This window comes from Micromonospora sp. RTGN7, assembly GCF_033804645.1.
Lineage (GTDB): Bacteria > Actinomycetota > Actinomycetes > Mycobacteriales > Micromonosporaceae > Micromonospora.
This window is the reverse complement of the sequence record NZ_JAPZLF010000001.1, coordinates 550,902-572,843: the sequence shown is the minus strand read 5'-3', so window position 1 is coordinate 572,843 and position 21,942 is coordinate 550,902. Positions and strand designations below refer to the sequence as shown.

Genomic DNA, 21,942 nt, shown 5'->3' with positions numbered 1-21,942 from the left:
CGTGCGGGTCAGGGCCGGGCGCAGAGCCGACGCAGGGTGCGGCCGAGCCACCAGGCGTACCCGCGCTGGAAGGCCCGACCGGCCGGCCCGGCCACCCGCATGAACCAACGGTCCGGCCGGCTGAACGCCCGTACCTCGAACCAGACCGCGCCCGTGTCGTCACGGCTCACCACGAATGCCTCCTCACCCCGCGCCGGGTGGCCAGGGAGGGTGCCGTACCCGAATCCGGCCCGGCGGGCGTCGTCAGCGGCCCAGACCACCCGGCACGGCGCGGCCAGCCGCAGCGGGCCGATGCCCAGCCGAGAGACGACGGTGACCCCGGGCGCGGCCCGGGACACGTCGGCGTCGATCCGGATGCCAGCGGCCCGGTGCAGCCGCCAGCCGAGCACCGCCGCGCCGGCCGTGGGGAAAGAACCGTCGGGCAGCCGCACCCGGTGCTGGACATGCCGCCACCGGCTGGGCAGCTCGCCGGAGTCGGTGGCGCCGACGTGCGGGTAGGTCAGCTCGGGCACGATCGCCGCCCTTCCTGGTCCGCCCCCGAATGCGATCGGGAACACCGCCAGGGTACGACGCGGCCCACCCACCGCCGGGCGACGGCGATGTGGTGGGCTGATGGTCGTGACCACGCCACCACTGATCGCCCCGGCCACCCCGGCCGATGCCGGCGAGATCCTCACCGTGCAGCGGGCCGCCTACGTGACCGAGGCCCAGCACTACAGTGCCCCCTTCCTGCCGCCGCTGACCGAGACGCTCGACGAGATTCTGGCGGTCCTGGCCGGCCCGACCACGGTCCTGGTCGCCCGCGCCGGGCACCGGCTGGTCGGCTCGGCCCGGGCCCTGATCTCCGAGGGCACCGCCCACGTGGGCCGGCTGGCCGTGGCCCCCGACCAGCAGGGCCGGGGAATCGGCACCCTGCTGCTGACCGCGGTGGAGCAAGCCTGCGCCGACCGGGCGTCCCGCTTCGCCTTGTACACCGGGGCGGCCAGCCAGGGGAACCTGCGGCTGTACCGGCGACACGGGTACGAGATCGTCGGCAACCGGCCGGACGACAACGGCATCTCCCTCGCAATGCTGGAGAAACGGCTGGTCAGTCCCCCTCGCACCGACGCCTGAGGCCCTCGGCCTCCAACCGGAGGTACCGGCGGGTCAGGCCGCCGTAGAGCCAGCCCACGGGGGCGGCCAGCGGGCCCCGCTGCTCCAGCGTCAGCTCGACCCGGACGCGGCCGTCGGGCAGCGGGACGATCAGGTGGTCGCCACGGCTGCGTACGCCCGGGGCGTGGGACACCCAGGCGAATCGGTACGGGGCTTCGACCTCGACCACCCGCCATACGGCCGGAGGCAGCCGGGGCTGTTCCAGCAGCGCGGTCGAGCCGACCGTCAGCGGCCCGGGTTCCCGCCGCCGGGCCCGGCGCACCGAGACGGTCCACTCCGGCCAACGGTCGATGTCGGTCTGCACCTGCCACACCCGCTCGGCGTCGGCGGCGATCTCCATGACTGCTTCGAACCGCATGATCCCTCTCTCCTGTCGTCGCTCCTCCGTGACCGCACGCCACGCCCGACCGGCGCTCGGAAGTGAACCCTGGACACTTCCCGCTCCGCTCGAACGAGAAGTGTCCAGGCTCCGGGGTGGGATCGGGGCGAAGCCCGGGTGGGCCGGGGGCGTGGCCGGGGCCGGGGCCGGGGTGGGGCCGGGGCCGGGGCCGGGGTGGGGCCGGGGCCGGGGCCGGGGTGGGGCCGGGGTGGGGCCGGGGTGGGGCCGGGGTGGGGCCGGGGCCGGGGTGGGGCCGGGGCCGGGGTGGGGCCGGGGCCGGGGTGGGGCCGGGGCCGGGGTGGGGCCGGGGCCGGATGGGGTGGGAGCGGGCGGGGTGGGCGCCTCAGGCGGCGTCGGCCTCGTGGAGGTCGGCGAGGGTGAGGGGGGTGCGACGGCGCAGCAGGTCCGCCAGTTCGGCGACCGTGCCGACCTCGCCGAGCACGTCCTTGCCGCCGCCATGGCGGGCCGGGTAGCGGTGCGCGAGGCGGTACCGGTACCGGCCGCGGATCAGCTCGACGCTGACCCGCCAGCGCCCGCAGCATTCGCAGACCAACTCCCGCATTCGGCGAAGCTAGCTCTGAGCTGCGGAAACACCATCCGGTCGCGGGGGGACCAGCGGGACACACCGGGACAGGAAGCCCCGTTACCACCGGTGATCTGCCTCACGACTGTCGGTGGCGTCTGGTTGACTGTCGCCGTGGACCTGCCGATCAACCCACCGGTCGAGCCGATGCTGGCCAAGGCCGTGTCACGACTGCCCACCGATCCCGGCACGACCTACGAGCCGAAGTGGGACGGCTTCCGCTGCATCGTGTTCCGCGACGGCGACGAGGTGGAGCTGGCCAGCCGGGGCGGCAAGACGATGACCCGCTACTTCCCCGAGGTGGTCGAGCAGGCGCTGCGGCAGCTCCCCGAGCGCTGTGCCGTCGACGGCGAGCTGATCGTGATCCGCCGCGACGGCCCGGACGGCCAGCCCCGGCTCGACTTCGAGCTGCTCGCCCAGCGCATCCATCCCGCCGCGTCCAGGGTGCGGCTGCTGGCCGAGACCACCCCGGCCGACTTCGTCGCCTTCGACCTGCTCGCCCTCGACGACGAGCTGCTGACCGACCGCCCCTATCCGGAGCGCCGGGCCCGGCTGGAGCGGGCGCTGGCCGGGGTCCGCCCGCCGGTGCACGTCACCCAGGTCACCACCGACCCGGCCACGGCCCGCCGTTGGTTCGACGTGTTCGAGGGTGCCGGGCTCGACGGGCTCATCGTCAAGCCGGCCGACCTGCCGTACGAGCCGGGCAAGCGGCTGATGTTCAAGGTCAAGCACGCCCGTACGGCCGACGTGGTGGTGGCCGGCTTCCGCTGGCACAAGTCCGGGCCGGTGGTCGGCTCGCTGCTGCTCGGCCTCTACGACGACGCCGGAGTCCTGCACCACATCGGGGTCAGCTCCTCGTTCACGGCGGCCCGGCGCAGGGAGCTGCTGGACGAGCTGGAGCCGTATCGGGACGTCGGCGGTGAGCACCCCTGGGCGCACGGCGACCACGAGCGGGGTCAGCGCATCCCCGGCGGGGTGAGCCGGTGGACGGGGACGAAGAACCTGGAGTGGGAGCCGCTGCGCCCGGAGCTGGTGGCCGAGGTGGGCTACGACGCGATGGAGGGCGACCGGCTCCGGCACACCGCCCGGTTCGTCCGCTGGCGACCCGACCGCGACCCTCGTTCCTGCGGCTACGACCAGCTCGACCGCCCCATCCGGTACGACGTCGACCAGGTCCTGCGCGGCGATCCGGCGGCGATCGCCGAGGCCGCGCCGGGCCGGGCGTAGCCTGAGGCCTCGACACGATCATGAGAGGCGCATCGGTGACCCTCTTTTCCGACCGGATTCGCCGGGTCCGGCTGACCCTCGCCGGGCTCCTCTCGGCGGCGGTGGTCGCCGCCGGCTGCACGATGCCGGCGTTCGCGCCGCGCACCGACGCCGAGGGCAAGGCCGCGCCGCCGGGCACAGCGCCGACCTGGCGGGCCTGCCCGGAGGTGGCCGACGAGCTGGTGGGCCGGGGCGCGCCGGACATGCGGTACGAGTGCACGCGGATCGCCGTGCCCCGCAACTGGGGTTCCGGCACCGGTGCCACGGCCGGCCCGGGCGCCGGGGAGACCTTCGAGATCGCCCTGCTGCGAGCCCGCTCGACCAAGCAGCGGGATCGGATCGGCTCGCTGGTGATCAACCCGGGCGGCCCGGGCGGCTCCGGGGTGGACACCGCCGTCTACCTCTCCTTCGGTCCGGCGTTCGGGGGGCTGCCCTCGGCAGTCACCGAGCGGTTCGACATCCTCGGGTTCGACCCGCGCGGGGTGGCCCGATCCAGCCCGGTGAGGTGCATCCCCGACGCCGACCTGGACGCCAGCTTCGGCTACGACCCCGACCCGCAGTCCCAGGCGTCCTTCGACGGCTTCGTCGCCCTGAATCAGCGGATCGGGCGCGGCTGCGGCGACAAGTACGGCGACCAGCTCCCCCTCTACGGCACCGAGCAGGCCGCCCGCGACATGGACGCGATTCGCGCGGCGGTCGGCGACGAGAAGCTGACCTACCTCGGCTACTCCTACGGCACCCTGCTCGGCGCCACCTACGCCCAGCTCTACCCGTCTCGGGTCCGGGCCCTGGTGCTCGACGGCGCGGTGGACCCGACGCAGGACCTGGTGGCCGGTTCGGAGAGCCAGGCGAAGGGCTTCGAGCGGGCGTTCGACAGCTTCACCCGGTGGTGCGCGGCCAACGCCGGGCGCTGCCCGCTGGCCCCGGACGCTCGGGCTGCGGTGATCTCGGCGATCGACAAGGCCAAGGTCTCCCCCGTGAAGGCGGCGGACGGCCGGGAGGCCACCTCGGGCTGGATCTTCTACGCGGTCATCTCCTCGCTCTACACGGAGTCGGGCTGGCAGGAGCTGGCCAAGGCGATCGACCGGCTGGACGGAGGCCACCCGGGTGAGGTGTTCGAGCTGGCCGACGCGTACGCGGGCCGGGAGGACAACGGGCGATACTCGAACCTCTTCGACGCCAACCTCGCGATCAACTGCACCGACGAGACGGAGAAGCCGACCGTGCAACGGGTCCGTCAGCTCCAGTCGCAGTGGCGGTCGACGTACCCGCTGTTCGGCCCGGCGCTGGCAGTGGGCATGCTCGGCTGCGTCGAGTGGCCGGGCGGGCGGGACCCGTACCCGACGGGCAAGGCCGTCGGCGCGCCGCCGATCGTGGTCGTGGGCACCACCGGCGACCCGGCGACGCCCTACGAGCAGACCGCGAAGCTGGCCTCGATGCTGGGCGTTGGCCGGGTGCTGACCTGGGAGGGCGAGGGGCACACCGCGTACCCGCAGACAACCTGTGTGACAGACGCGGTCGACGCGTACCTGATCTCGCTGACCGTGCCGCGGGAGGGGCTGCGCTGCCCGGCCCGGTGACGGTTCACCTGCCTCGGCGGCGTCGGCGCTTCCCGGACGGCGGCGAGGCAGGTGGGGACGGCTCGACCGGCAGGACGATCCCCTGGCGGGTCGCCAACTCCTCCAGCAGTGCCCGCATCCGCCGCACGTCGGCCTTCAGCGCCTCCTGTTCCTCGTGCTCGAACGCGTCGTCGTCCACGATCAACTGGCTGGCGAAGTGCGCGGTGATCAGCGGGATGACCAGCAGCACCATGGTCGAGATGAGCAGCGCCGCGAGGGTGCGCCCGGCCGCCGTGGTCGGGGAGATGTCGCCGTAGCCGACGGTGGAGGCGGTCACCACCGCCCACCACACCGAGTCGGCGGCGCTCTTTCGCTCCACCTGGCTGTAGATGACCCCGGCCACCACGATCATCAACAGGTACGACGTGATCAGCGTCCGAGGGGAGTTGGCGAACCAGACCAGACCCCGGTAGATCCAGCGGAACGGCAGCAGCAGGACGTCCATGGCATCATGCTGCCCGGTGCCGGCAAGCCGCCGCCGGAACGTCGCCCTCGACGTCGCTGTGCCAGGCTGACCCCATGCGTACCGTGATCTTCCGGGAGGCGGTCCGGGCGGACCTGCCGGCCGTCATCGCCCTGCTGGCCGACGACGTGCTGGGCCGGGCCCGCGACTGCACCGAGGTCGACGAGGCGTACGAGAAGGCCTTCGCGGAGATCTCCGCCGACCCCCGCAACCACCTCGTGGTGGCCGACGAGGACGGGGTTGTCGTGGGCTGCATGCAGATCACCTACGTCCCGGGGCTCGGCCGGCACGGCGCCGAACGCTCGCTCATCGAGTCGGTGCGGGTGCGCTCGGACCGCCGCGGGCAGGGGCTCGGGCGGACGATGATGCGCTGGGCGATCGACGAGGCCGCGCGGCACGGCTGCGCCCTGGTGCAGCTCACCACGGACAAGACCCGCACGGACGCGCACCGCTTCTACCGCGACCTCGGCTTCACCGCGAGCCACGAGGCCATAAAACTAACCCTCTAACCCCACCCCACCCCACGCCCCCCACGCCCCGCGCCCCACGCCCCACGCCCCACGATCTTGCAGTAACGGCCCCGGCAAAAGTCGTGAAACGCCCATTCGAGGGGCCCCAAGTGCAAGATCGCGGGGGTGGGGCGGGGTGGGGCGGGGTGGGGTGGGGTGGGGTGGGGCGGGGGCGGGGTGGGGCGGGGGCGGGGTGGGGCGGGGTGGGGTGGGGCGGGAGCGGGCGGGCGGGGTGGGGCGGGGCGGGGCGGTGGTTAGGGGGAGGTGGGGGTAGGGGTGGGGGTGGGGGTGGGGGTTAGGTGGCCGTCGCGGAGGGTCAGGGTGCGGTCGGCCAGCTCGATCAGGGCCGGATCGTGAGTGGCGACCAGCGCGGTCATCCCGCGGGCGTGCACCACCGCCCGCAGCAAGTCCATGATCGACCGGCCGGTCTCCGAGTCGAGCTGGCCGGTGGGCTCGTCGGCGATGAGCAGGTCCGGCTCGTTGGCCAGGGCCCGGGCCAGGGCCACCCGCTGCTGCTGCCCGCCGGAGAGTTCGTACGGCCGCTGCGCGGCGTGCCCACCCAGCCCGACCAGCTCCAGCAGCATCGTCACCCGCTCCTCCCGCTCGGCGGCGGGCACCTTCGCCAGCCGCAGTGGCACCCCGACGTTCTCGGCGGCGGAGAGGATCGGGATCAGCCCGAAGGTCTGGAAGACGAACCCGACGGTCCCCCGGCGCAGCCGCAGCAGCTCCCGCTCGCCCGCCGCGACAAGGTCGTGCCCGGCCACCCGCACCTGCCCGGAGTCCGGCCGGTCCAGGCCGCCGACCAGGTTCAGCAGGGTGGTCTTGCCCGCGCCCGACCTCCCCCGTACGGTGACCAGCTCGCCCCGGCCGGCGGTGAACGAGACGTTCCGGACGGCGTGTACGGCGCGGTCGCCTCGGCCGAAGGTACGGCTCACCCCGTCCACCCGCACCACCTCGTCGAAGGCGGCGACAGCGGTGGCGGCGACAGCCGTGGCGGCGACAGCCGTCGGACGTGCGGGCTGCTGCTCGGTCATGCCTCACTCCGTTCGGCGTCGGGCCGGTCGCCCGACCGCACCTCGACGTGGTCGGGTTCCAGGTTGAGTCGGACCCGGTCGCGCAGGGCCAGCGCGTCCACGAAGGACGTCGGCAGCTGCATTCGGCCGGCGCGGTCGAGCACGGCGTACTCCTCGCTGACCAGTTCGGTGTTGCCGTCCGCGCCGATCCGGGCGGTGCGGTGTACCTCGGAGGCGGTCCGGCCGTCGCGGATCGCGACGGTCCGGCGGACCTGGGTGGCCACGGCCTGGTCGTGGGTGACCACCACGACGGTCACCCCCAGCTCCGCGTTGATCTGCCGCAGCGCGGCGAAGACCTCGGCACCGGTGGCCTCGTCCAGTTCGCCGGTCGGCTCGTCGGCGAAGAGCACCTCCGGGTCGTTGGCCACCGCCACCGCGATCGCGCAGCGCTGCTGCTCCCCGCCGCTGAGCTGCCCCGGCCGCCGATCGGCGAGATGGCCCACGCCGATCAGGCCGAGCAGTTCCCCGGCCCGGCTCCGGCGGGCCCGCCGCCCGCGCCGCCCGGCCAGCCGCATCGGCAGCTCGACGTTCTCCAGGGCGGTCAGGTACGGCAGCAGGTTGCGCCCGGTCTGCTGCCAGACGAAGCCGGCCATCTCCCGCCGGTAGCTGAGCCGGCGGCGGGCGGAGAGGGCGAGCAGGTCGTACTCGGCGACCCGGGCGATGCCGGCGGTGGGGGTGTCCAGGCCGGAGAGGATGTTCAGCAGGGTCGACTTGCCCGACCCGGACGCCCCGACGATCGCGACCATCTCGCCCCGGTCGATGACCAGGTCGAGGCCCTGCAACGCGACCACCTCGACCCCGTCGGTCTTGAAGATCCGCACCAGGCCGTCGCAGACGATGTGCCCACGCAGCCGGTCCTGCCCGCCGGCCCGCTCGGCCGCGCGCTGCGCGGCCCGCCGCTGAAGGGCGGCCAGGTCCGGTACGGCGGACGCCTCCACGGTGGCTGTCATCTCAGCTCTCCTCTCCAAGCCGGAGCACCTCACCGAGGCGCAGCCGGCGGTTGTTCAGCGTCTCCACGGTCACCGCGAGGGCCAGCGCCACCGCGCCCACCGCGATCACGGCCCCGACCAGCCCGGGCGAGAACGCGACCTGCACCGGCGTACCGCCGGTGAACGCGGCCAGCCCGAGCGCAGGGTTGAGCAGCAGGGGCAGCAGCGCGCCCGTCACCGCGCCGGTGAGCAGCGCGACGGCGACCAGGGGCGCCAGCTCGACCAGCAGCAGCCCGCGCCACTGGCGGCGGGACAGCCCGAGGGTGCGCAGCCGGGACAACACCTGCCCCCGGGCCCGCGCACCGGCGAGCACCGCGAAGGCGATCGCCAGCAAGCCGAGGGCGGCCCCGCCGGCCGCACCGGCAACGAAGCCGAAGACCAGCAGGCCGTTCGCGCCCCCGCCGCCAAGGGAGTCGCGGGCCCCCCGCCAGGTGGTCACCTCGGCCCCGCGTGAGCGTTCCCCCGCGACGATGCTGCCGCCGGTCTGATAGCGATGCTGACCCTCGATGCCCGCCTGCCGCAGCTCAGCCACGTCGAACCCGTCGCCGGAGACCAGGAAGGCCGTCGGGACCGGGCCGGTCGGTCCGGCGTCGGGCAGGGCCTGCCAGGGCAGCACCACGAACCGGTCGGTGGTCGGCGGGACGAGCGGGAAGCCGTCAGCCGTGCCGGCCACCCGGAACGCGTAGCCACGCCCCTGCACGGTCACCAGGGCAGACTCGTCGAGGCCCTTGCGTGCCAGGTCGGCGGCGAGCGCCGGGGAGACGAGCGCCGGCACCGGCCCGGGCACGGGGCCGCCCCGCAGCTGCGACGGCACGGAGACCGCCAGACCGGCGTCCTTGGCCGTCTCGGCGAGCCCCGGCCCGTCGACCAGCAGCACGGACACGGAGGAAATCCCGGCGTCGGCGCCGCGTGGGTGGGCGATCCGCAGCGCGGTGTCCCGCAGGATCGGGGTCGCCCGCCGGACGCCGGGCAGCCCCCGGAGGGCGGCGCCGGTCTCCGGGGCGAGCCGCTCGCCGTCGACCAGCGCGGACCCCGGCACGGCCGTGCTGGCCGTGCGGTCCCGACCGGTCTCGATGCCGGCGGCCACGACGGCGCAGAACGCCGCCGTCGCGATCGCCACCACCACCACGACGACCGGTCCGGTCGCCGCTGCCCGGCTCGCCCGGGCGGCGCCGAGGAACGTGACGCTGCCCCGCATCCGGGCTGCGACCCGGCCCAGCAGCCGCAGCGGCCACGGGTAGAGCCGCAGCGCGAGCACCGCCGCAGCGACGGCCAGTAGCACCGGGACCGACACCAGCAGCGGATCGACCGACCCCGGGCTCAGCCCTCGGCGGCGCAGCAGGACTGTGGCCAGCACCGCCAGCGCCACCACGAGAAGTTCGAGGGTCAGCCGACGGCCACCGGCGCGGACCCGCAGCAGGTCCCGCCGGCCGACCGGGACAGCGGAGACGGCCAGCGCGGCCGACGGCAGGGCCAGGGTCGCCAGCACCGCCGTGGCCAGGGCGAGCCAGTCCGTTCCGCCGCCGACGCCGGGCAGCAGCCGGCCGAGCAACCAGCCCAGCGCCGCCGCCGGCGGGACGACCAGCACCGACTCGGCGAGGCTGCGTTGCGCGGCGCTGGTCGCTGCGCCGCCACGGGCGACCAGCAGGCTGAACTCGCTCTCCCGGCGGCGGGCCGCGAGTCGGGCGGCGAGCCCCATCAGCCCGGCCAGAGTGGCGAACACCCCGGCGGCGATCACGGCAAGCAACGTCCGGGCGGCCGAGACCGCGTCGAGGAACTGCTGCAACGGGATGTCCACGGCCTGGGTCACGCTCAGGTTCCCCTGATGTTCGCGGACCAACAGCCGCAGGCCGTCGATGACCTGGCGCAGATCGGCGACCGCCATACCGTCGCCGGTCAGCCGGTACCGCCAGGAGAACCGGGCCAGCACGCCGGCTCCGACCGCCGCGTCCAGGCCGCCGTCGCTGGTCACCGCCACCATCTCGTACGGCTCGGCGTCGCCGACCGGCTCGGTCACCCGCAGGACCGGCGGCAGCGTGTCCCAGATCCCGTCCGTGGCCCGTGCCGGTTGGAAGACGCCGACCACGAGCACCGGCAGCCGTGTGGTCCCCCCACCGTCGGCCCAGTTCAGGCGGCTGCCGGCGCGCAGGTTCAGCTTCCGCGCCGAGTCGGCGGCCAACACGACCTCGATCGGCTGCCCCTTGGCGGTGGGCTTCACCGGCCAACGGCCCTCGATGAGGGTGGCCGCCTCCTTGATGCCGGACATCGCGCGCAGCCGGGAGACGACGAGGAGGTTCTTCGCGGCCAGGTCCGCCCCGGTCAGCCTGCCGAGCGCGGTGTCCGCAACGTACCACCGGCTCTCCACGGCGTCGCGGACCTTGGCGGGCATCCTCGCCTGGAGCACGTCGAGGTCGCGGGCCCGCGTCGTGGTGGCCGGGCCGCGGCTCTGGTCGACCAGCCCCTCGACGGTGTCGAAGGTCAGGTCCCGCTCGACGGCCGGCCGGCCGCCGACGTACTCCCGCAGCCCCTGCTGGGTGAGCCGGTCGGCGACGCGCGGGACCCCGGTCACCAGCAGCACGGCGACCAGGGCGAGCGCCCCGAGCAGCAGGAACTGCCCGCCGAAGGCCCGCACCCGACGGGCGGCCCCGGTCATCGCCCGCCCGCCCCGGGACGCACGGTCACTGCACCCACTGCTCTCCCCCGATCTGCGGCCGCGCCGCCGCTCGCTGTTCTCCACCGGCCCGCGCCCGCGCCCGCGCCGCCGCTCACTGGTCCCCGCCCATCCGCAGTTGGGCCGCCGCCGCCCGCTGCCGGATGCCGGTGGCGATCGCGGTGCTGAATGCGAGCGCCGCCAGTAACAGGCCGAGGGCGGTGCCGGCGACCGGCAACCAGGGCAGAGCGAAGGCCGCCTCCGGCACCGGCCGGTCCGCCGCGCGGGTGAGTACCACGAGTGGGGCCATGGTCGCGGCCACCACGGCACCGACCAGCAGCCCGACGCCGACGCCGATCCCGGCCAGGAAGGTCTGCTCGGCGAGCAGGGCACGGGCCAGCAGCCGTGGCGTGGCGCCGAGGGTGTGCAGCACGGCCAGCTCGCCGATCCGCCGGCGCGCGGTGGCCCAGACGTCCACGCCCAGCCCGACCAGGGCGAGCAGGACGGAGCCCACCGCCGCCGCGAGCAGGCCGGTGCGGGTGCCCAGCCAGTACGGGTCACGGTCAGCCTCCACCGCCGCCGCCCGCCGGTCCAGCACCGTCACCCCGGGCAGCTCCGCGACCGCCCGTGCCGCCGCGGTCGACCCGTCGGGGTCGGTACGCACCAACCACTGCGGGACCGGCCGGATCACCCCCTTGGCACGGACCAGCCAGTCGACCGCGGCTGGCAGGTCCAGCAGCATGCCGGCGGCCGACCCGGTGGCCGGCACCGCCTCAACCTCGCCCACCACCCGGACCGGCAGTGTCACTCCGGCGAGGCTGACGTCCAGCGTGTCGCCCGGGCCGACGCTCAGCGCCCGGGCCACCTGCGGGGTGATCAACGCCGGCACCGGCGGGTTGGCACCGGCCGGCACGACGGCGAAGCGGCTGGAGGGCTGCGACGCGAAGCTGCCACCCAGGACGATCCTGACCATTCGGCCCGCGCGGAGCCCGCCGTCGTCGTCGACTCGGGCCGGCTCCGCCTGCTCCGGGACCTCCGTCAGGGTCGCCCAGTCTCCGGTGAGCCGTACCGGGCTCGTCGTGCCGGCGGCGTCGACCGCGCGCAGTCCGGTCACCTCCAGCCGGTAGTCGAGGCCCGCGGCCCGGCCGCCGGTGGCCTCGAAGCCGGCCAGCCGGTAGGCCCGGTTACCGGTGTCGGGCAGGTCCACCGCAGCGGGGACCGCCCGACCGTCGCTGCCCCCGGTCGCCAACGGCAGCCTCCAGGCCCCGCCGTCGGCGGTGGTGAGCAGCACGAAGACCGTGATCGGATGCGGGCGCACCGGCTCGGTCACCGGGGTGCGGACGGTGCCGGTGAGCCGTCGGGTGCCGGCGGGCAGTTCGACGCCGGCGGGCGCGGCCCGACCGCGTACCTGGCGGTCGAAGAGGGCCCGGGCCGGCTCGTCGAGAAGACGGTCGTGGAGCCGGACCACGTCCGGCGCCGCCGCCGCGTCGATGCTCAGCACGTTCACCGGCAGGTCATCACGACCCACCCGGATGTCGTCGTGCCAGGCGGGCAGCGCCCGCTCGATCCCGGGCGTGGCGGCCAACCGGCCCGACCGGTCGGCCGGTGCCGCCCCGGAGCGCTCGACCAGCCGTAGGTCCGCGCCGACGAGGTGGTCGGCCTGGTCGACGTGTGACCGTTCCCCCGTGGTCACCAGCGACCAGGCCAGGGTGCTGCCGCCCACGGCGAGCGCGAGCAGCAGCACGGGGCCGGCGTGCGGGCGGCGGCCGGCCTGCCACATGCCCAACATGATGGCGTTCCAGGGCCTACGGTCGACGAACCGCTCGGCGAACCGGGTGGCCGGCGGGAGCAGGCGCAGCGCGACCACCGCGCCGGCGAGCACGCCCAGCGTCGGCGCCGCCACCAGCAGCGGGTCGATGCCCAACCGGCCGGCCGCGCCGACCAGCGGGGAGGAGTACTGCCTCAGCTGGGTCCAGGCGAGCACGGCCAGACCGACCAGGGCCAGGTCGGCGCCGGCCCGCTGGGCGGTGGCGGCCCGGCTCGGTCGGGACCGGGCGGCCAGGTCGGCCACGTACATGCCGGCCCGCCGCATCGCAGGCAGCACCATGGCCACCACACAGCCGGCCGCCGTGGCGGCGGCGACCGCCCAGGTGAGCGCGCCGCCGCCGGTCGACTGCTCGGCCCACCCCTGGCCGCGGCCGAGCTGACGCAGGGCCTCGGCGGCGAGCGGCGGCCCGAGCAGCGCCGCCGGGAGAGCCACCAGGGTCGCCTCCCGCGCCGCCAGGCCGGCGATCTGCCGCCGGGCCGCGCCTCGGGCGCGCAGCAGCGCCGTCTGCGCCCGGCGGTCCTCGTTGAGCAGCGCGGCCACCAGCACCAGCGCGTACCCGCCGAGGACCAGGATGAGCAGCAGCGGGGTGAACAGCGAGGAGCGCCCCACCAGGTCGGCGCGGCCGAGCCGGTCGACCAGCCGGTCCATCGTGGTGACGCTCTGCGCGGACGAGCCGAGCCCGGTGGCCTCGGGCAGCTCGGCGACCTCGGTGGCGAGCGCCCGCTTCACCGCGTCCAGCCGGCTCGGCTCGACGGCAGCCAGGTCCGGTTCGATCAGCCAGGAGGCCGACGTGGACCCGGGGAAGGTCCGGTCGAAGTCGGCGGGGTCGAGCAGGAACGGCCCGTACGACGTGGCGGAGTCGGCGGCGGTGGCACCCGGCGCGAGCCGCCAGTACGACCCGGCGGGGTCCCGGGGCCGGAAGAGCCCGACCACCTGCACCTGGCTGGTCCGTTCGCCGGCCCGGTCCCGCAGCGGCACCCGCTCGCCGACGGTCAGGCCGAGCAGGCCGGCGACCCGTTCCGGCAGGAGCACCTGCGCAGGTTCGGCGCCACGCTCGGGCTGCCGCCCGGTCACCAGGTCGGCGTGGCCGGGCAGGTCCTCCAGGGTGGCCAGCTCGGCGAAGACCGGCTCGTCGTCGGCCCGGGCGGGGCCGATGTCGCCGGTCAGCTCGCGCCCGGTGCCGTAGCGGGCCCCGCGCACCTGCACGGGTGCCCCGCCGAGCCCGTCGGCGAAGCGGTCCCGCACGGCCCGGTCCCGGTCGGCGAAGGCGGCCCGGTCGGCGCCACCGGAGCCGCTGACCAGCAGGCTGCGCTCCTGCGCGGGGGACGCGGCGAGCACCGCCGACTGCCCCGCGTCGACGGCCCGCCGGTTGTAGTCGGCCAGCCCGGTGACGAGGGCGATCGCCACCAGGGCCGCCACCACCGCGGCGAGCAGCAGCCCCCGGGCCTCCCGGGCCCGCCTCCACACCATCACCATTGCGCCGCCTCCCCCGGGCCCCACGGGCCGATGACGACAAGAGCGACTGCGGGTACGGAAAGGTTCGCGCCCGTTACCCGACCGTTATGCAATCCGGCCCGATCGGTGGCCGGCCGTCGCCGGCGGCGGGACTCCCCGGGCGGGCACCGACCTGCTTGGATGGCGGTCATGGAAATCGTCGTCACCGTATTGATGATCGCCGTGGTGCTACTGCTGGCCGCCCAGTCCTCGACCGGCCGGACGGGCCGGGGCACGGCGCACCGGCTGGCCGAGATCGAGCGTCGCCTTCAGCTCGTGATGAACCACCTCGGGGTGGTGGACGAGCGGCCGGCTGCGCCCGGGGTCCGCGAGCACCTGGCCCGGGGCGACAAGATCAAGGCGATCAAGGCGTACCGGCAGGCGACGGGCGTGGATCTGCGTACCGCCAAGGAGGCCGTGGAGGCGATGATGGGGCCCGGCCGCTGAACCGGGAACCGATCCTCGACACTGCCGACCGGAGCGACGACGAGGGCGACCGGGCGGCGTAACGACGAGGCGACCGGGCGGCGTGGCCGGCGGCCTGTCAGGGCGTCCACGCGGTCGCACGGTATGGACTCGGCGGGGGTCAGCGCGGGCGGTCTCGGTCCTTGGACGGCTGGACGCGCTTCGGCTCGCCCGGCATCTTGGGGTGGTCCGGCGGGTACGGCAGGTCGCCCGCGCCCGCGGCGGCGTCCCGGTCGGCCCACTCCAGCAGCGGGGTGATGTCCCACGGGGCGTCGTCGATGCCGGCGTGCGGATCACCCCGCTCGGCGAGCCGGGCCGGGACGCTGCCAAGGTGGAACTCGTCCGGGTCCACGTCGGGCAGCTCGTCCCAGGTGACCGGGGTGGAGACGGTGGCCCGCGCGTTGGCCCGCAGCGAGTACGCGCAGGCGATCGTGCGGTCCCGGGCCATCTGGTTGTAGTCGACGAAGACTCGCTCGCCCCGCTGCTCCTTCCACCAGGCGGTGGTCAGCAGGTCCGGGCGGCGGCGCTCCAGCTCCCGGGCCAGCGCGATGGTGGCCCGGCGCACCTCGGTGAACGTCCACCGGGGCGCGATGCGCAGATAGACGTGCACTCCCCGGCCACCGGAGGTCTTCGGCCAGCCGGTCGCGCCCAGCTCGTCGAGCAGGGCCCGCACCTCGGCGGCGGCGGCCGCCGCGTCGACGAAGTCGGTGCCCGGCTGCGGGTCGAGGTCGATCCGCAGCTCGTCGGGGTGGTCGAGGTGGTCGGCGCGGACCGGCCACGGGTGGAACACGACGGTGCCCATCTGGGCGGCCCAGGCGACGTGGGCGAGGTCGGCCGGGCAGAGCTCGTCGGCCGTCCGGCCGCTGGGGAAGCTGATCCGGGCGGTGCGCACCCACGGCGGCACGCCCCGGGAGGGCACCCGCTTCTGGAAGAACATCTCCCCCTCGATGCCGTCGGGGAAGCGTTGCAGGGTGGTGGGGCGGTCCCGCAGGGCGCGCAGGACGGCATCGCCCACGGCGAGGTAGTAGCCGAAAACGTGCGCCTTGGTGAAGCCCCGCTCCGGAAAGACCACCCGGTCCGGGCTGGTCAGTCGAACCGGGTGCCCGGCCACCTCGATCTCGGCGGCCGCTGCTTTCGTGGTGCCTGCCATCTCGAGACCATATGCCAGGGCACCGACACCCGACGTACGGTTGCGGGGTGAGTCTTGACGAGAATGAGCTGCCCCGAACCGAGGAAGAGTGGCGGGTCCGACTGAGCCCGGAGGAGTTCCGGGTGCTGCGGGAGGCCGGCACCGAGCGCCCGTGGACCGGCGAGTACGTGGACACGAAGACCCCCGGCGTCTACCACTGCCGCGCCTGCGGGGCGCAGCTCTATCCCAGCGGTACGAAGTTCGACTCGCACTGCGGCTGGCCGAGCTTCGACGACGCCATCCCGGGCGCGGTGAAGGAGATCGAGGACGACACCCTCGGCATGCGACGCACAGAGATCCGCTGCGCGCGCTGCGACAGCCACCTCGGTCACGTCTTCCGGGGCGAGCGATACACCCCGAAGGACACCCGACACTGCGTCAACTCGGTCTCCATCCGGCTGGAGCCGGAGCAAGGCTGACGACCCCGCACGCCGCCGGCGCCTCTCGGGGCAGGCAGAAGGTGACCCGGGGCTGGTTGCCGAAGAGCTTGCTGCGCTTGATCACGTCTCCTCCGGGTGGTGGGGTCTCCACCAGGCACAACGCCCGACACACCGGCCACGACACGCCGACGGTGGGGGGCGGATTCCGCCGTTCGGGGCGTCCGGGCCGGATCGCTGGCGCACGCTGGGCGGGACACCTGTCCTTTTTTATCGGGGGTTCGACCATGGCGGCGTGCGAGGTCTGCGGCAACGACTACTGGATGGCGTTCGAGGTGCGCACGGTCAGCGGTGACGTGCACACCTTCGACTGCTTCGAATGCGCGGCGCACAAGCTGGCGCCGATCTGCGAGCACTGCCAGGTCAAGATCATCGGTCACGGGGTCGAGGTCTCCGGGCGCTTCTTCTGCTGCGCCCACTGCGCCCGCGCGACGGAGGGCAACCGGGGCGCGGAAATCCGCGACGCCGTCGGTGCCCGCCCGCGTTGACGGGGCTCCTCCCCACCTCCGCGCCGGGCGACCTACCATCGGCGAATGCCGCAGCAGACCGTCGAGGCCCGGATCGCCTCGTTCGCCGAACTGGACGCTCGCACTTTCCACGACCTGCTGAGACTCCGGATCGACGTGTTCGTGGTGGAGCAGACGTGTCCGTACCCGGAACTGGACGGCCGGGACGTCGAGCCGGGCACCCGGCACCTCTGGCTGGCCCACGACGGCGCCGTCCTGGCGTACCTGCGGATCCTGGCCGACCCCGACGGCGTGGCCCGGATCGGCCGGGTTGTGGTGGCCCCGGCGGCCCGGGGCGGCGGGCACGCGGGCCGGCTGATTACCGAGGCCCTGGCCACGGTGGGCGACCGGCCGTGCGTGCTGGAGGCGCAGTCCCACCTGACCGGCTTCTACGCCCGGCACGGCTTCGCCGTCAGCGGCCCGGAGTACGTCGAGGACGGTATCCCGCACACCCCGATGCGCCGGGAAAGCGCTATCCATTGACGTAGGCGGATGGTTGTGGAAATCTCCGCAGTGGAGCCACCACGGGATCAGCACGAGCCGGCATGGGAGAGGCAACTCCCGCCGTCCGGGTGTCGTCGCAGTCCGACCTCGCCCCCGAGGAGGCTCCATGTCCACCCACGCCCGCAGACGATCCACCCCGCGCCCGGCAGCCTGGCTGCTCGCCGTCGGCGCGATCATCACGCTGCTGCTCACCACCGCCCTGGCGAACTCCGCGTCCGCCCACGGCTCCGTCGTCGACCCCGCGTCCCGCAACTACGGCTGCTGGCAGCGCTGGGGCTCCGACTTCCAGAACCCGAACATGGCCACCCAGGACCCGATGTGCTGGCAGGCCTGGCAGGCCGACCCGAACGCCATGTGGAACTGGAACGGCCTGTTCCGCGAGGGCGTCGCCGGCAACCACCAGGCCGCCATCCCGGACGGTCAACTGTGCAGCGCCGGCCACAGCTCCAGCGGCCGGTACAACGCGCTCGACACCGTCGGCGCGTGGAAGACCGCGCCGGCCACGAACAACTTCCGCATCAAGTTCTACGACCAGGCCAGCCACGGCGCCGACTACATCCGGGTGTACGTGACGAAGCAGGGCTTCAACGCGCTCACCAAGCCACTGGCCTGGAGCGACCTGGAACTGGCCGGCCAGATCGGCAACACCCCGGCATCGCAGTGGACGCCGGAGGCGCAGGGCGTGTCGATCCAGGTGCCGGCGAACGCGCCGGGCCGCAGCGGCCGGCACATCGTCTACACCATCTGGCAGGCCAGCCACCTGGACCAGTCGTACTACCTGTGCAGCGACGTGGACTTCGGCGGGAGCGGCCCGACCACCCCGCCGCCGACCACCCCGCCCCCCACCACGCCTCCCCCCACCACGCCTCCGCCAGCGACGGGTGGCTGCACGGCGACCTACCGGGTCACCTCCTCGTGGACCGGCGGGTTCCAGGGCGAGGTCGAGGTGACCGCCGGTTCCTCGACCATCAAGGGCTGGACGGTGACCTGGACCTACGCCAACGGCCAGCAGGTCAGCTCGTCGTGGAACGCCACCGTTACCAGCAGCGGGTCCACAGTGACCGCCCGCAACGTGGCCTACAACGGGGCGCTGGCCGCCGGGGGAAAGACGATGTTCGGCTTCCTCGGCTCCTCGAGCGGCACGAACACCGCGCCCACGCCGACCTGCACGGCGACGGCCTGACCACAGACGGCCCACACTGACCACCCGACCGACCGCATCACCCGACCGACAGAACCGCGCCGGCGCGATCGCACTCAAACACGGAAAGAGTGGCCTTCCCCGCTCAGAAGGCCACTCTTTCCGTGAATTAGCGCGGCCTTGGCGGGCTTGGCGGCCCGGCGGCTCCGGGCGGTCCTATGGCTGCGGGGTCCCGCGGGGCTGCGCGGGCCCGTGCAGCGCTACGGCACCGCGGCGCCGGGCCGTGCGGCGTTGCCCTGTGATTACGGTGCCCTGGGCGGGCCGCGTTGCCGCAGGTGCTCGCCTCGCCACCTTGGGGGCGGGAGCGCGCGCCACGGATGGGGCGGCGGCGGCTCCTACCGTCACACCAGGCAGGTCACGATGTCGGCGATCGGGCGGCGGCGACCGGTGTAGAACGGGATCTCCTCGCGGACGTGCCGGCGGGCCCCCGACGCCCGCAGGTCGCGCATCAGGTCCACGATGCGGTGCAGCTCGTCGGCCTCGAAGGCGAGCATCCACTCGTAGTCGCCCAGGGCGAACGAGGCGACCGTGTTGGCCCGCACGTCCGGGTACCCTCGGGCCATCTTGCCGTGCTCGGTCAGCAACTCGCGCCGCTCGGCGTCCGGCAGCAGGTACCACTCGTACGAGCGGACGAACGGGTAGACGCACAGGTACGCCCGGGCCTCCTCGCCGGTTAGGAACGCCGGGACGTGGCTCTTGTTGAACTCCGCGGGCCGGTGCAGCGCCAGCTGCGACCAGACCGGGGTCATCGCCCGCCCCAGCGTGGTCCGGCGGAACCGCAGGTACGCGTCCTGCAGCGCGTCACTGGACGACGAGTGCCACCAGATCATCAGGTCGGCGTCGGCGCGCAGGCCGGCCACGTCGTACGTGCCACGCACCGTCACGTCCTTGCCGGCCAGCTCCTCGAAGAGGGCCTCGACCTCACCGGTGACGTTCTCACGCAGCGACGGCAGCGGGCTGGTGGCCCGGTACACCGACCACATGGTGTAGCGAATGCTGTCGTTCAGCTCCCGCAGCCGCGCCGCGTTGGTCTGCTCGGTCATGCTGCCGATCCTCCCAGTGCTGTGATGATCTCTTCGGCGGCCGTCTCCCCGGAGCGGATGCAGACCGGGATGCCGACGCCGTCGTAGCCGGCACCGGCCAGAGCCAGAGCCGGGTGCGCGGTGCGCAGCGCCGCCCGGGCGTCGGCCACCCGGTCGAGGTGCCCCGGGGTGTACTGCGGCAGCGCGCCGCCCCACCGCTGCACGTGACTGGCCACCGGCGTCGGCAGCGGCGTGCGCAACACCGTCGACAGGTCCCGGCGCACGCTCTCCACCAGGTCGTCGTCGGTGACCTGAAGCGTGGCCTCCTCGCCGTACCGGCCGACCGAGGCGCGGACCAGGGCCAGGCCGTCCGGCCGGGCCAGGTGCCCCCACTTCGTGGTGAAGAACGTCGATGCCTTGATCACCAGCCCCTCGGTGGCCGGCACCAGGAACCCGGAGAGCGCCGGCAGCTCCGGGCGGGGCAGGGCCAGGGTGACCAGCGCGACGCTGGCGTAGTCCAGCCCGCCGACGGTGGCGGCGACCCCGGGGGCGAGGTCGGTGCGGCCGGCGACCCCGGCGAGCAGCCGGGCGGCCGGCCGGGCCGGCACGGCGAGGATCACGGCGTCCGCGTCGACCAGCTCCGGGGCGCGGGTCGGGCCGACGGTCAGCCGCCAGCCGGCCGTCGTCGGGGTCAGCTCCCGCACGGCGGCGTCCCGCCGGATCGTCGCCCCGCTGGCCGTGGCGGCGGCCTCGACCAGCCGGCTCAGCCCACCGGCCAGGGTGCCGAAGACGGGGGCGCCGGGGGCGCGCGGCGCGGCGGCCTGCGCCGCCCGGACCGCGCCGACCAGGGTGTGCTCCACGCGGGCCGCGCGGGCCAGCGCCGGCATGGTGGTGACCAGGGACAGGTCGTCGGCCCGACCGGCGTAGACCCCGCCGAGCATCGGGTCGACCAGCCGGTCGACCACCTGGTCGCCGAGCCGGGAGCGGACCAGCGCCCCGACGGAGACGTCCGTGCCGGGGGCCAGCAGCGGCCGGCCGCCGTCGCGGTCGGCGTCCGCGGTCGGCTCCGCCACCGCCGCCACCTTCGCCAGATCCCCGGGTACGCCCACCAGCGTCCCGCCCGGCACCGGGCGCAGCTCCCCGTCGACGGCGAGCGCGGCCTGCCCGACGGTCGGGTGCACGATCTCGTCGGCCAGCCCGAGCCGGCGGACCAGGGTCACCGCGGCCGACTCCCCGCCGGCCGGGTCCCGCATCAGGAACGACTCGGCGCCGAACTCCACCGGCCCACCGGCCAACTCACCGGTACGCAGCTTGCCGCCGAGCCTGCCGGACTGCTCGTACACGGTGATCTCGGTGCCGGCGGGCGCGCGGTCGGCCAGCCGGACGGCGGCGGCCAGCCCGGTGATCCCGCCCCCGACGATCGCCACCCGCCACGGCTGCCGCACGGTCACTCCCTCATTCCGCCGGACGCGCGGAAACCTCGCGCACCAGCGCGACCACCCGGGTCAGCACGTCCGGGTCGGTCTCCGGCAGGACGCCGTGGCCGAGGTTGAACACGTGACCGGGGGTGGCCCGGCCCTCGGCGAGGATCCGCCGCACCTCGGCCTCCACCACCGGCCACGGGGCCAGCAGCACGGCCGGATCGAGGTTGCCCTGCACCGCCTTGTCGGCGCCGATCCGGCGGGTCGCCACGTCCAGCGGGGTACGCCAGTCCACCCCGACCACCTCGGCCCCGGCCTCGCCCATCGCGCCGAGCAGTTCGGCGGTGCCCACCCCGAAGTGGATCCGGGGGATACCCGCGTCGGCCAGCCCGGCCAGCACCTTCGTCGAGTGCGGCAGCACGTACCTTCGGTAGTCGGACTCGGAGAGCGCGCCGGCCCACGAGTCGAACAGCTGCACCGCGGACGCCCCGGCCTCGGCCTGCACCCGCAGGAACGACACCGTCACCTCGACCAGCCGGGCGCAGAGCGCGTGCCACAGCTCCGGCTCGCCGTACATCAGGGCCTTGGTCTTCGCGTGGGTGCGCGACGGCCCCCCCTCGACCAGGTAGCTGGCCAGGGTGAACGGCGCACCGGCGAAGCCGATCAGCGGGGTGTCGCCGAGCTCGGCGACAAGCAGCCGGACCGCGGAGTCCACGTAGGAGACGTCCTCGCGGGTGATCGGCCGGATCCGCTCGACGTCGGCGGCGGTGCGCACCGGCTCGGCCACCACCGGCCCGGTGCCCGCGACGATGTCCAGGTCCACCCCGGCGGCGGCCACCGGGACCACGATGTCGCTGAACAGGATCGCCGCGTCCACCCCGTGCCGGCGCACCGGCTGGAGGGTGATCTCGGCAACCAGTTCGGGGCGGCGGCAGGACTCCAGCATCCCCACGTTCTTGCGGATCTCGCGGTACTCCGGCAGGGATCGGCCGGCCTGGCGCATGAACCAGACCGGGGTGTGCGGGCCGTCCTCGCGCCGGCAGGCCCGGACGAACGGTGAGTCGGCCGGCCCGCCGCGGCGGGGTTCTCCGTCTCGGGCGGCAGCGCCCGTGGTGTCGGTGGTCATCGCGGCAATCGTGCCACGCCCCGCCGTCCCTCCCCCACCCCCGCCGGTTTTTGTGACCCACCCCCA

Annotated in this window: 21 protein-coding genes; 9 read left to right on the top strand and 12 right to left on the bottom strand. The window is 74.6% G+C overall.

The genetic code is table 11. From position 1 onward, the window contains the following. Nucleotides 1–8: 8 nt before the first annotated feature. Entirely contained in the window at nucleotides 9–557 is a 549-nt protein-coding gene (locus SNR22_RS02435; RefSeq protein WP_320064715.1) for a DUF1990 domain-containing protein, read from the bottom strand. Between the two features lie 61 nt (nucleotides 558–618). Here SNR22_RS02435 and SNR22_RS02430 point away from each other — a divergent pair, with 61 nt between their 5' ends. Beyond that, the gene (locus SNR22_RS02430; RefSeq protein ID WP_320064713.1) at nucleotides 619–1,113 is read left to right on the top strand and encodes a GNAT family N-acetyltransferase; all 495 of its coding nucleotides are present in this window, start codon (nucleotides 619–621) and stop codon (nucleotides 1,111–1,113) included. Here the strand turns inward: SNR22_RS02430 and SNR22_RS02425 are convergent. Together SNR22_RS02425 and SNR22_RS02420 are read right to left on the bottom strand one after the other, a co-directional pair. Further along, a complete protein-coding gene (locus tag SNR22_RS02425) occupies nucleotides 1,088–1,510 on the bottom strand; it encodes an SRPBCC family protein (RefSeq protein WP_320064711.1) in 423 nt (140 codons plus the stop codon). The two genes, SNR22_RS02430 and SNR22_RS02425, sit on opposite strands and share 26 nt — an antisense overlap. 364 nt (nucleotides 1,511–1,874) lie before the next feature. Continuing rightward, a complete protein-coding gene (locus SNR22_RS02420) occupies nucleotides 1,875–2,093 on the bottom strand; it encodes a hypothetical protein (protein ID WP_320064709.1) in 219 nt (72 codons plus the stop codon). Nucleotides 2,094–2,228: 135 nt separating this feature from the next. On the opposite strand from SNR22_RS02420, the gene SNR22_RS02415 reads away from it, so the two are divergent. After that, complete coding sequence (locus tag SNR22_RS02415) at nucleotides 2,229–3,341, top strand: ATP-dependent DNA ligase (protein ID WP_320064708.1); 1,113 nt, start codon at nucleotides 2,229–2,231, stop codon at nucleotides 3,339–3,341. Between the two features lie 56 nt (nucleotides 3,342–3,397). Continuing rightward, nucleotides 3,398–4,960: an alpha/beta hydrolase gene (locus SNR22_RS02410; RefSeq protein ID WP_413775582.1), complete on the top strand. Its 1,563-nt coding sequence runs from the start codon at nucleotides 3,398–3,400 to the stop codon at nucleotides 4,958–4,960. 4 nt (nucleotides 4,961–4,964) lie between these two features. Here SNR22_RS02410 and SNR22_RS02405 read toward each other — a convergent pair whose 3' ends face one another. Beyond that, entirely contained in the window at nucleotides 4,965–5,444 is a 480-nt protein-coding gene (locus tag SNR22_RS02405) for a potassium channel family protein (protein ID WP_320064704.1), read from the bottom strand. Between the two features lie 74 nt (nucleotides 5,445–5,518). On the opposite strand from SNR22_RS02405, the gene SNR22_RS02400 reads away from it, so the two are divergent. Continuing rightward, nucleotides 5,519–5,971, top strand: coding sequence for a GNAT family N-acetyltransferase (locus tag SNR22_RS02400; RefSeq protein ID WP_320064703.1), 453 nt, complete (start codon nucleotides 5,519–5,521; stop codon nucleotides 5,969–5,971). 254 nt (nucleotides 5,972–6,225) lie between these two features. On the opposite strand, the gene SNR22_RS02395 is transcribed toward SNR22_RS02400, so the two are convergent. The 4 genes from SNR22_RS02395 to SNR22_RS02380 form a co-directional block, all read right to left on the bottom strand. After that, nucleotides 6,226–7,005 carry an ABC transporter ATP-binding protein gene (locus tag SNR22_RS02395; protein ID WP_320064702.1) on the bottom strand — a complete coding sequence of 260 codons (780 nt, stop codon included), beginning with the start codon at nucleotides 7,003–7,005 and terminating at the stop codon, nucleotides 6,226–6,228. Further along, a complete protein-coding gene (locus tag SNR22_RS02390) occupies nucleotides 7,002–7,994 on the bottom strand; it encodes an ABC transporter ATP-binding protein (protein WP_320064700.1) in 993 nt (330 codons plus the stop codon). The genes SNR22_RS02395 and SNR22_RS02390 overlap by 4 nt, the downstream gene beginning before the upstream one ends. Nucleotide 7,995: 1 nt before the next feature. Next, entirely contained in the window at nucleotides 7,996–10,686 is a 2,691-nt protein-coding gene (locus SNR22_RS02385) for an FtsX-like permease family protein (protein WP_320064698.1), read from the bottom strand. A 112-nt stretch (nucleotides 10,687–10,798) separates the two neighbouring features. After that, nucleotides 10,799–13,987, bottom strand: a complete 3,189-nt coding sequence (locus SNR22_RS02380) for an FtsX-like permease family protein (protein ID WP_320064696.1) — start codon at nucleotides 13,985–13,987, stop codon at nucleotides 10,799–10,801. A 159-nt stretch (nucleotides 13,988–14,146) separates the two neighbouring features. Between SNR22_RS02380 and SNR22_RS02375 the strand changes: the two genes are divergently transcribed. Then, nucleotides 14,147–14,452, top strand: a complete 306-nt coding sequence (locus tag SNR22_RS02375; protein WP_320064694.1) for a DUF6793 family protein — start codon at nucleotides 14,147–14,149, stop codon at nucleotides 14,450–14,452. Between the two features lie 139 nt (nucleotides 14,453–14,591). Here the strand turns inward: SNR22_RS02375 and ligD are convergent, their stop codons facing one another. Then, entirely contained in the window at nucleotides 14,592–15,620 is a 1,029-nt protein-coding gene (ligD, locus tag SNR22_RS02370; RefSeq protein ID WP_320064692.1) for a non-homologous end-joining DNA ligase, read from the bottom strand. Nucleotides 15,621–15,667: 47 nt separating this feature from the next. Here ligD and msrB point away from each other — a divergent pair, with 47 nt between their 5' ends. From msrB to SNR22_RS02345, 4 genes are all read left to right on the top strand, one after another. Next, the gene (gene msrB, locus SNR22_RS02365) at nucleotides 15,668–16,078 is read left to right on the top strand and encodes a peptide-methionine (R)-S-oxide reductase MsrB (RefSeq protein ID WP_320064690.1); all 411 of its coding nucleotides are present in this window, start codon (nucleotides 15,668–15,670) and stop codon (nucleotides 16,076–16,078) included. 245 nt (nucleotides 16,079–16,323) lie between these two features. Further along, nucleotides 16,324–16,584 (top strand): Prokaryotic metallothionein, encoded by a 261-nt coding sequence (locus tag SNR22_RS02355; RefSeq protein WP_320064689.1) that lies wholly within the window; start codon nucleotides 16,324–16,326, stop codon nucleotides 16,582–16,584. 45 nt (nucleotides 16,585–16,629) lie between these two features. Further along, complete coding sequence (locus tag SNR22_RS02350; protein ID WP_320064688.1) at nucleotides 16,630–17,085, top strand: GNAT family N-acetyltransferase; 456 nt, start codon at nucleotides 16,630–16,632, stop codon at nucleotides 17,083–17,085. 127 nt (nucleotides 17,086–17,212) lie between these two features. Continuing rightward, entirely contained in the window at nucleotides 17,213–18,289 is a 1,077-nt protein-coding gene (locus tag SNR22_RS02345; RefSeq protein WP_320064686.1) for a lytic polysaccharide monooxygenase, read from the top strand. 359 nt (nucleotides 18,290–18,648) lie between these two features. Here SNR22_RS02345 and hemQ read toward each other — a convergent pair whose 3' ends face one another. The 3 genes from hemQ to hemE are packed head-to-tail and all read right to left on the bottom strand — an operon-like array spanning nucleotide 18,649 to nucleotide 21,876. After that, nucleotides 18,649–19,350 (bottom strand): hydrogen peroxide-dependent heme synthase, encoded by a 702-nt coding sequence (gene hemQ, locus SNR22_RS02340; protein ID WP_320064684.1) that lies wholly within the window; start codon nucleotides 19,348–19,350, stop codon nucleotides 18,649–18,651. Beyond that, nucleotides 19,347–20,774 carry a protoporphyrinogen oxidase gene (hemG, locus tag SNR22_RS02335; RefSeq protein WP_320064682.1) on the bottom strand — a complete coding sequence of 476 codons (1,428 nt, stop codon included), beginning with the start codon at nucleotides 20,772–20,774 and terminating at the stop codon, nucleotides 19,347–19,349. Before hemG ends, hemQ begins: the two co-directional genes overlap by 4 nt. Nucleotides 20,775–20,784: 10 nt before the next feature. Beyond that, nucleotides 20,785–21,876 (bottom strand): uroporphyrinogen decarboxylase, encoded by a 1,092-nt coding sequence (gene hemE, locus SNR22_RS02330; protein ID WP_320064680.1) that lies wholly within the window; start codon nucleotides 21,874–21,876, stop codon nucleotides 20,785–20,787. Nucleotides 21,877–21,942 lie beyond the last annotated feature (66 nt).

Excerpts from the sequence above, each read along its gene's own strand:
- SNR22_RS02425 (WP_320064711.1), bottom strand. The coding sequence starts at position 1,510 with ATGCGGTTCGAAGCAGTCATGGAGATCGCCGCCGACGCCGAGCGGGTG.
- SNR22_RS02420 (WP_320064709.1), bottom strand. The coding sequence starts at position 2,093 with ATGCGGGAGTTGGTCTGCGAATGCTGCGGGCGCTGGCGGGTCAGCGTC.
- SNR22_RS02405 (WP_320064704.1), bottom strand. The coding sequence starts at position 5,444 with ATGGACGTCCTGCTGCTGCCGTTCCGCTGGATCTACCGGGGTCTGGTC.
- SNR22_RS02400 (WP_320064703.1), top strand. The coding sequence starts at position 5,519 with ATGCGTACCGTGATCTTCCGGGAGGCGGTCCGGGCGGACCTGCCGGCC.
- SNR22_RS02395 (WP_320064702.1), bottom strand. The coding sequence starts at position 7,005 with ATGACCGAGCAGCAGCCCGCACGTCCGACGGCTGTCGCCGCCACGGCT.
- SNR22_RS02390 (WP_320064700.1), bottom strand. The coding sequence starts at position 7,994 with ATGACAGCCACCGTGGAGGCGTCCGCCGTACCGGACCTGGCCGCCCTT.
- SNR22_RS02385 (WP_320064698.1), bottom strand. The coding sequence starts at position 10,686 with ATGACCGGGGCCGCCCGTCGGGTGCGGGCCTTCGGCGGGCAGTTCCTG.
- SNR22_RS02380 (WP_320064696.1), bottom strand. The coding sequence starts at position 13,987 with ATGGTGATGGTGTGGAGGCGGGCCCGGGAGGCCCGGGGGCTGCTGCTC.
- SNR22_RS02375 (WP_320064694.1), top strand. The coding sequence starts at position 14,147 with ATGGCGGTCATGGAAATCGTCGTCACCGTATTGATGATCGCCGTGGTG.
- ligD (WP_320064692.1), bottom strand. The coding sequence starts at position 15,620 with ATGGCAGGCACCACGAAAGCAGCGGCCGCCGAGATCGAGGTGGCCGGG.
- SNR22_RS02355 (WP_320064689.1), top strand. The coding sequence starts at position 16,324 with ATGGCGGCGTGCGAGGTCTGCGGCAACGACTACTGGATGGCGTTCGAG.
- SNR22_RS02350 (WP_320064688.1), top strand. The coding sequence starts at position 16,630 with ATGCCGCAGCAGACCGTCGAGGCCCGGATCGCCTCGTTCGCCGAACTG.
- SNR22_RS02345 (WP_320064686.1), top strand. The coding sequence starts at position 17,213 with ATGTCCACCCACGCCCGCAGACGATCCACCCCGCGCCCGGCAGCCTGG.
- hemQ (WP_320064684.1), bottom strand. The coding sequence starts at position 19,350 with ATGACCGAGCAGACCAACGCGGCGCGGCTGCGGGAGCTGAACGACAGC.
- hemE (WP_320064680.1), bottom strand. The coding sequence starts at position 21,876 with ATGACCACCGACACCACGGGCGCTGCCGCCCGAGACGGAGAACCCCGC.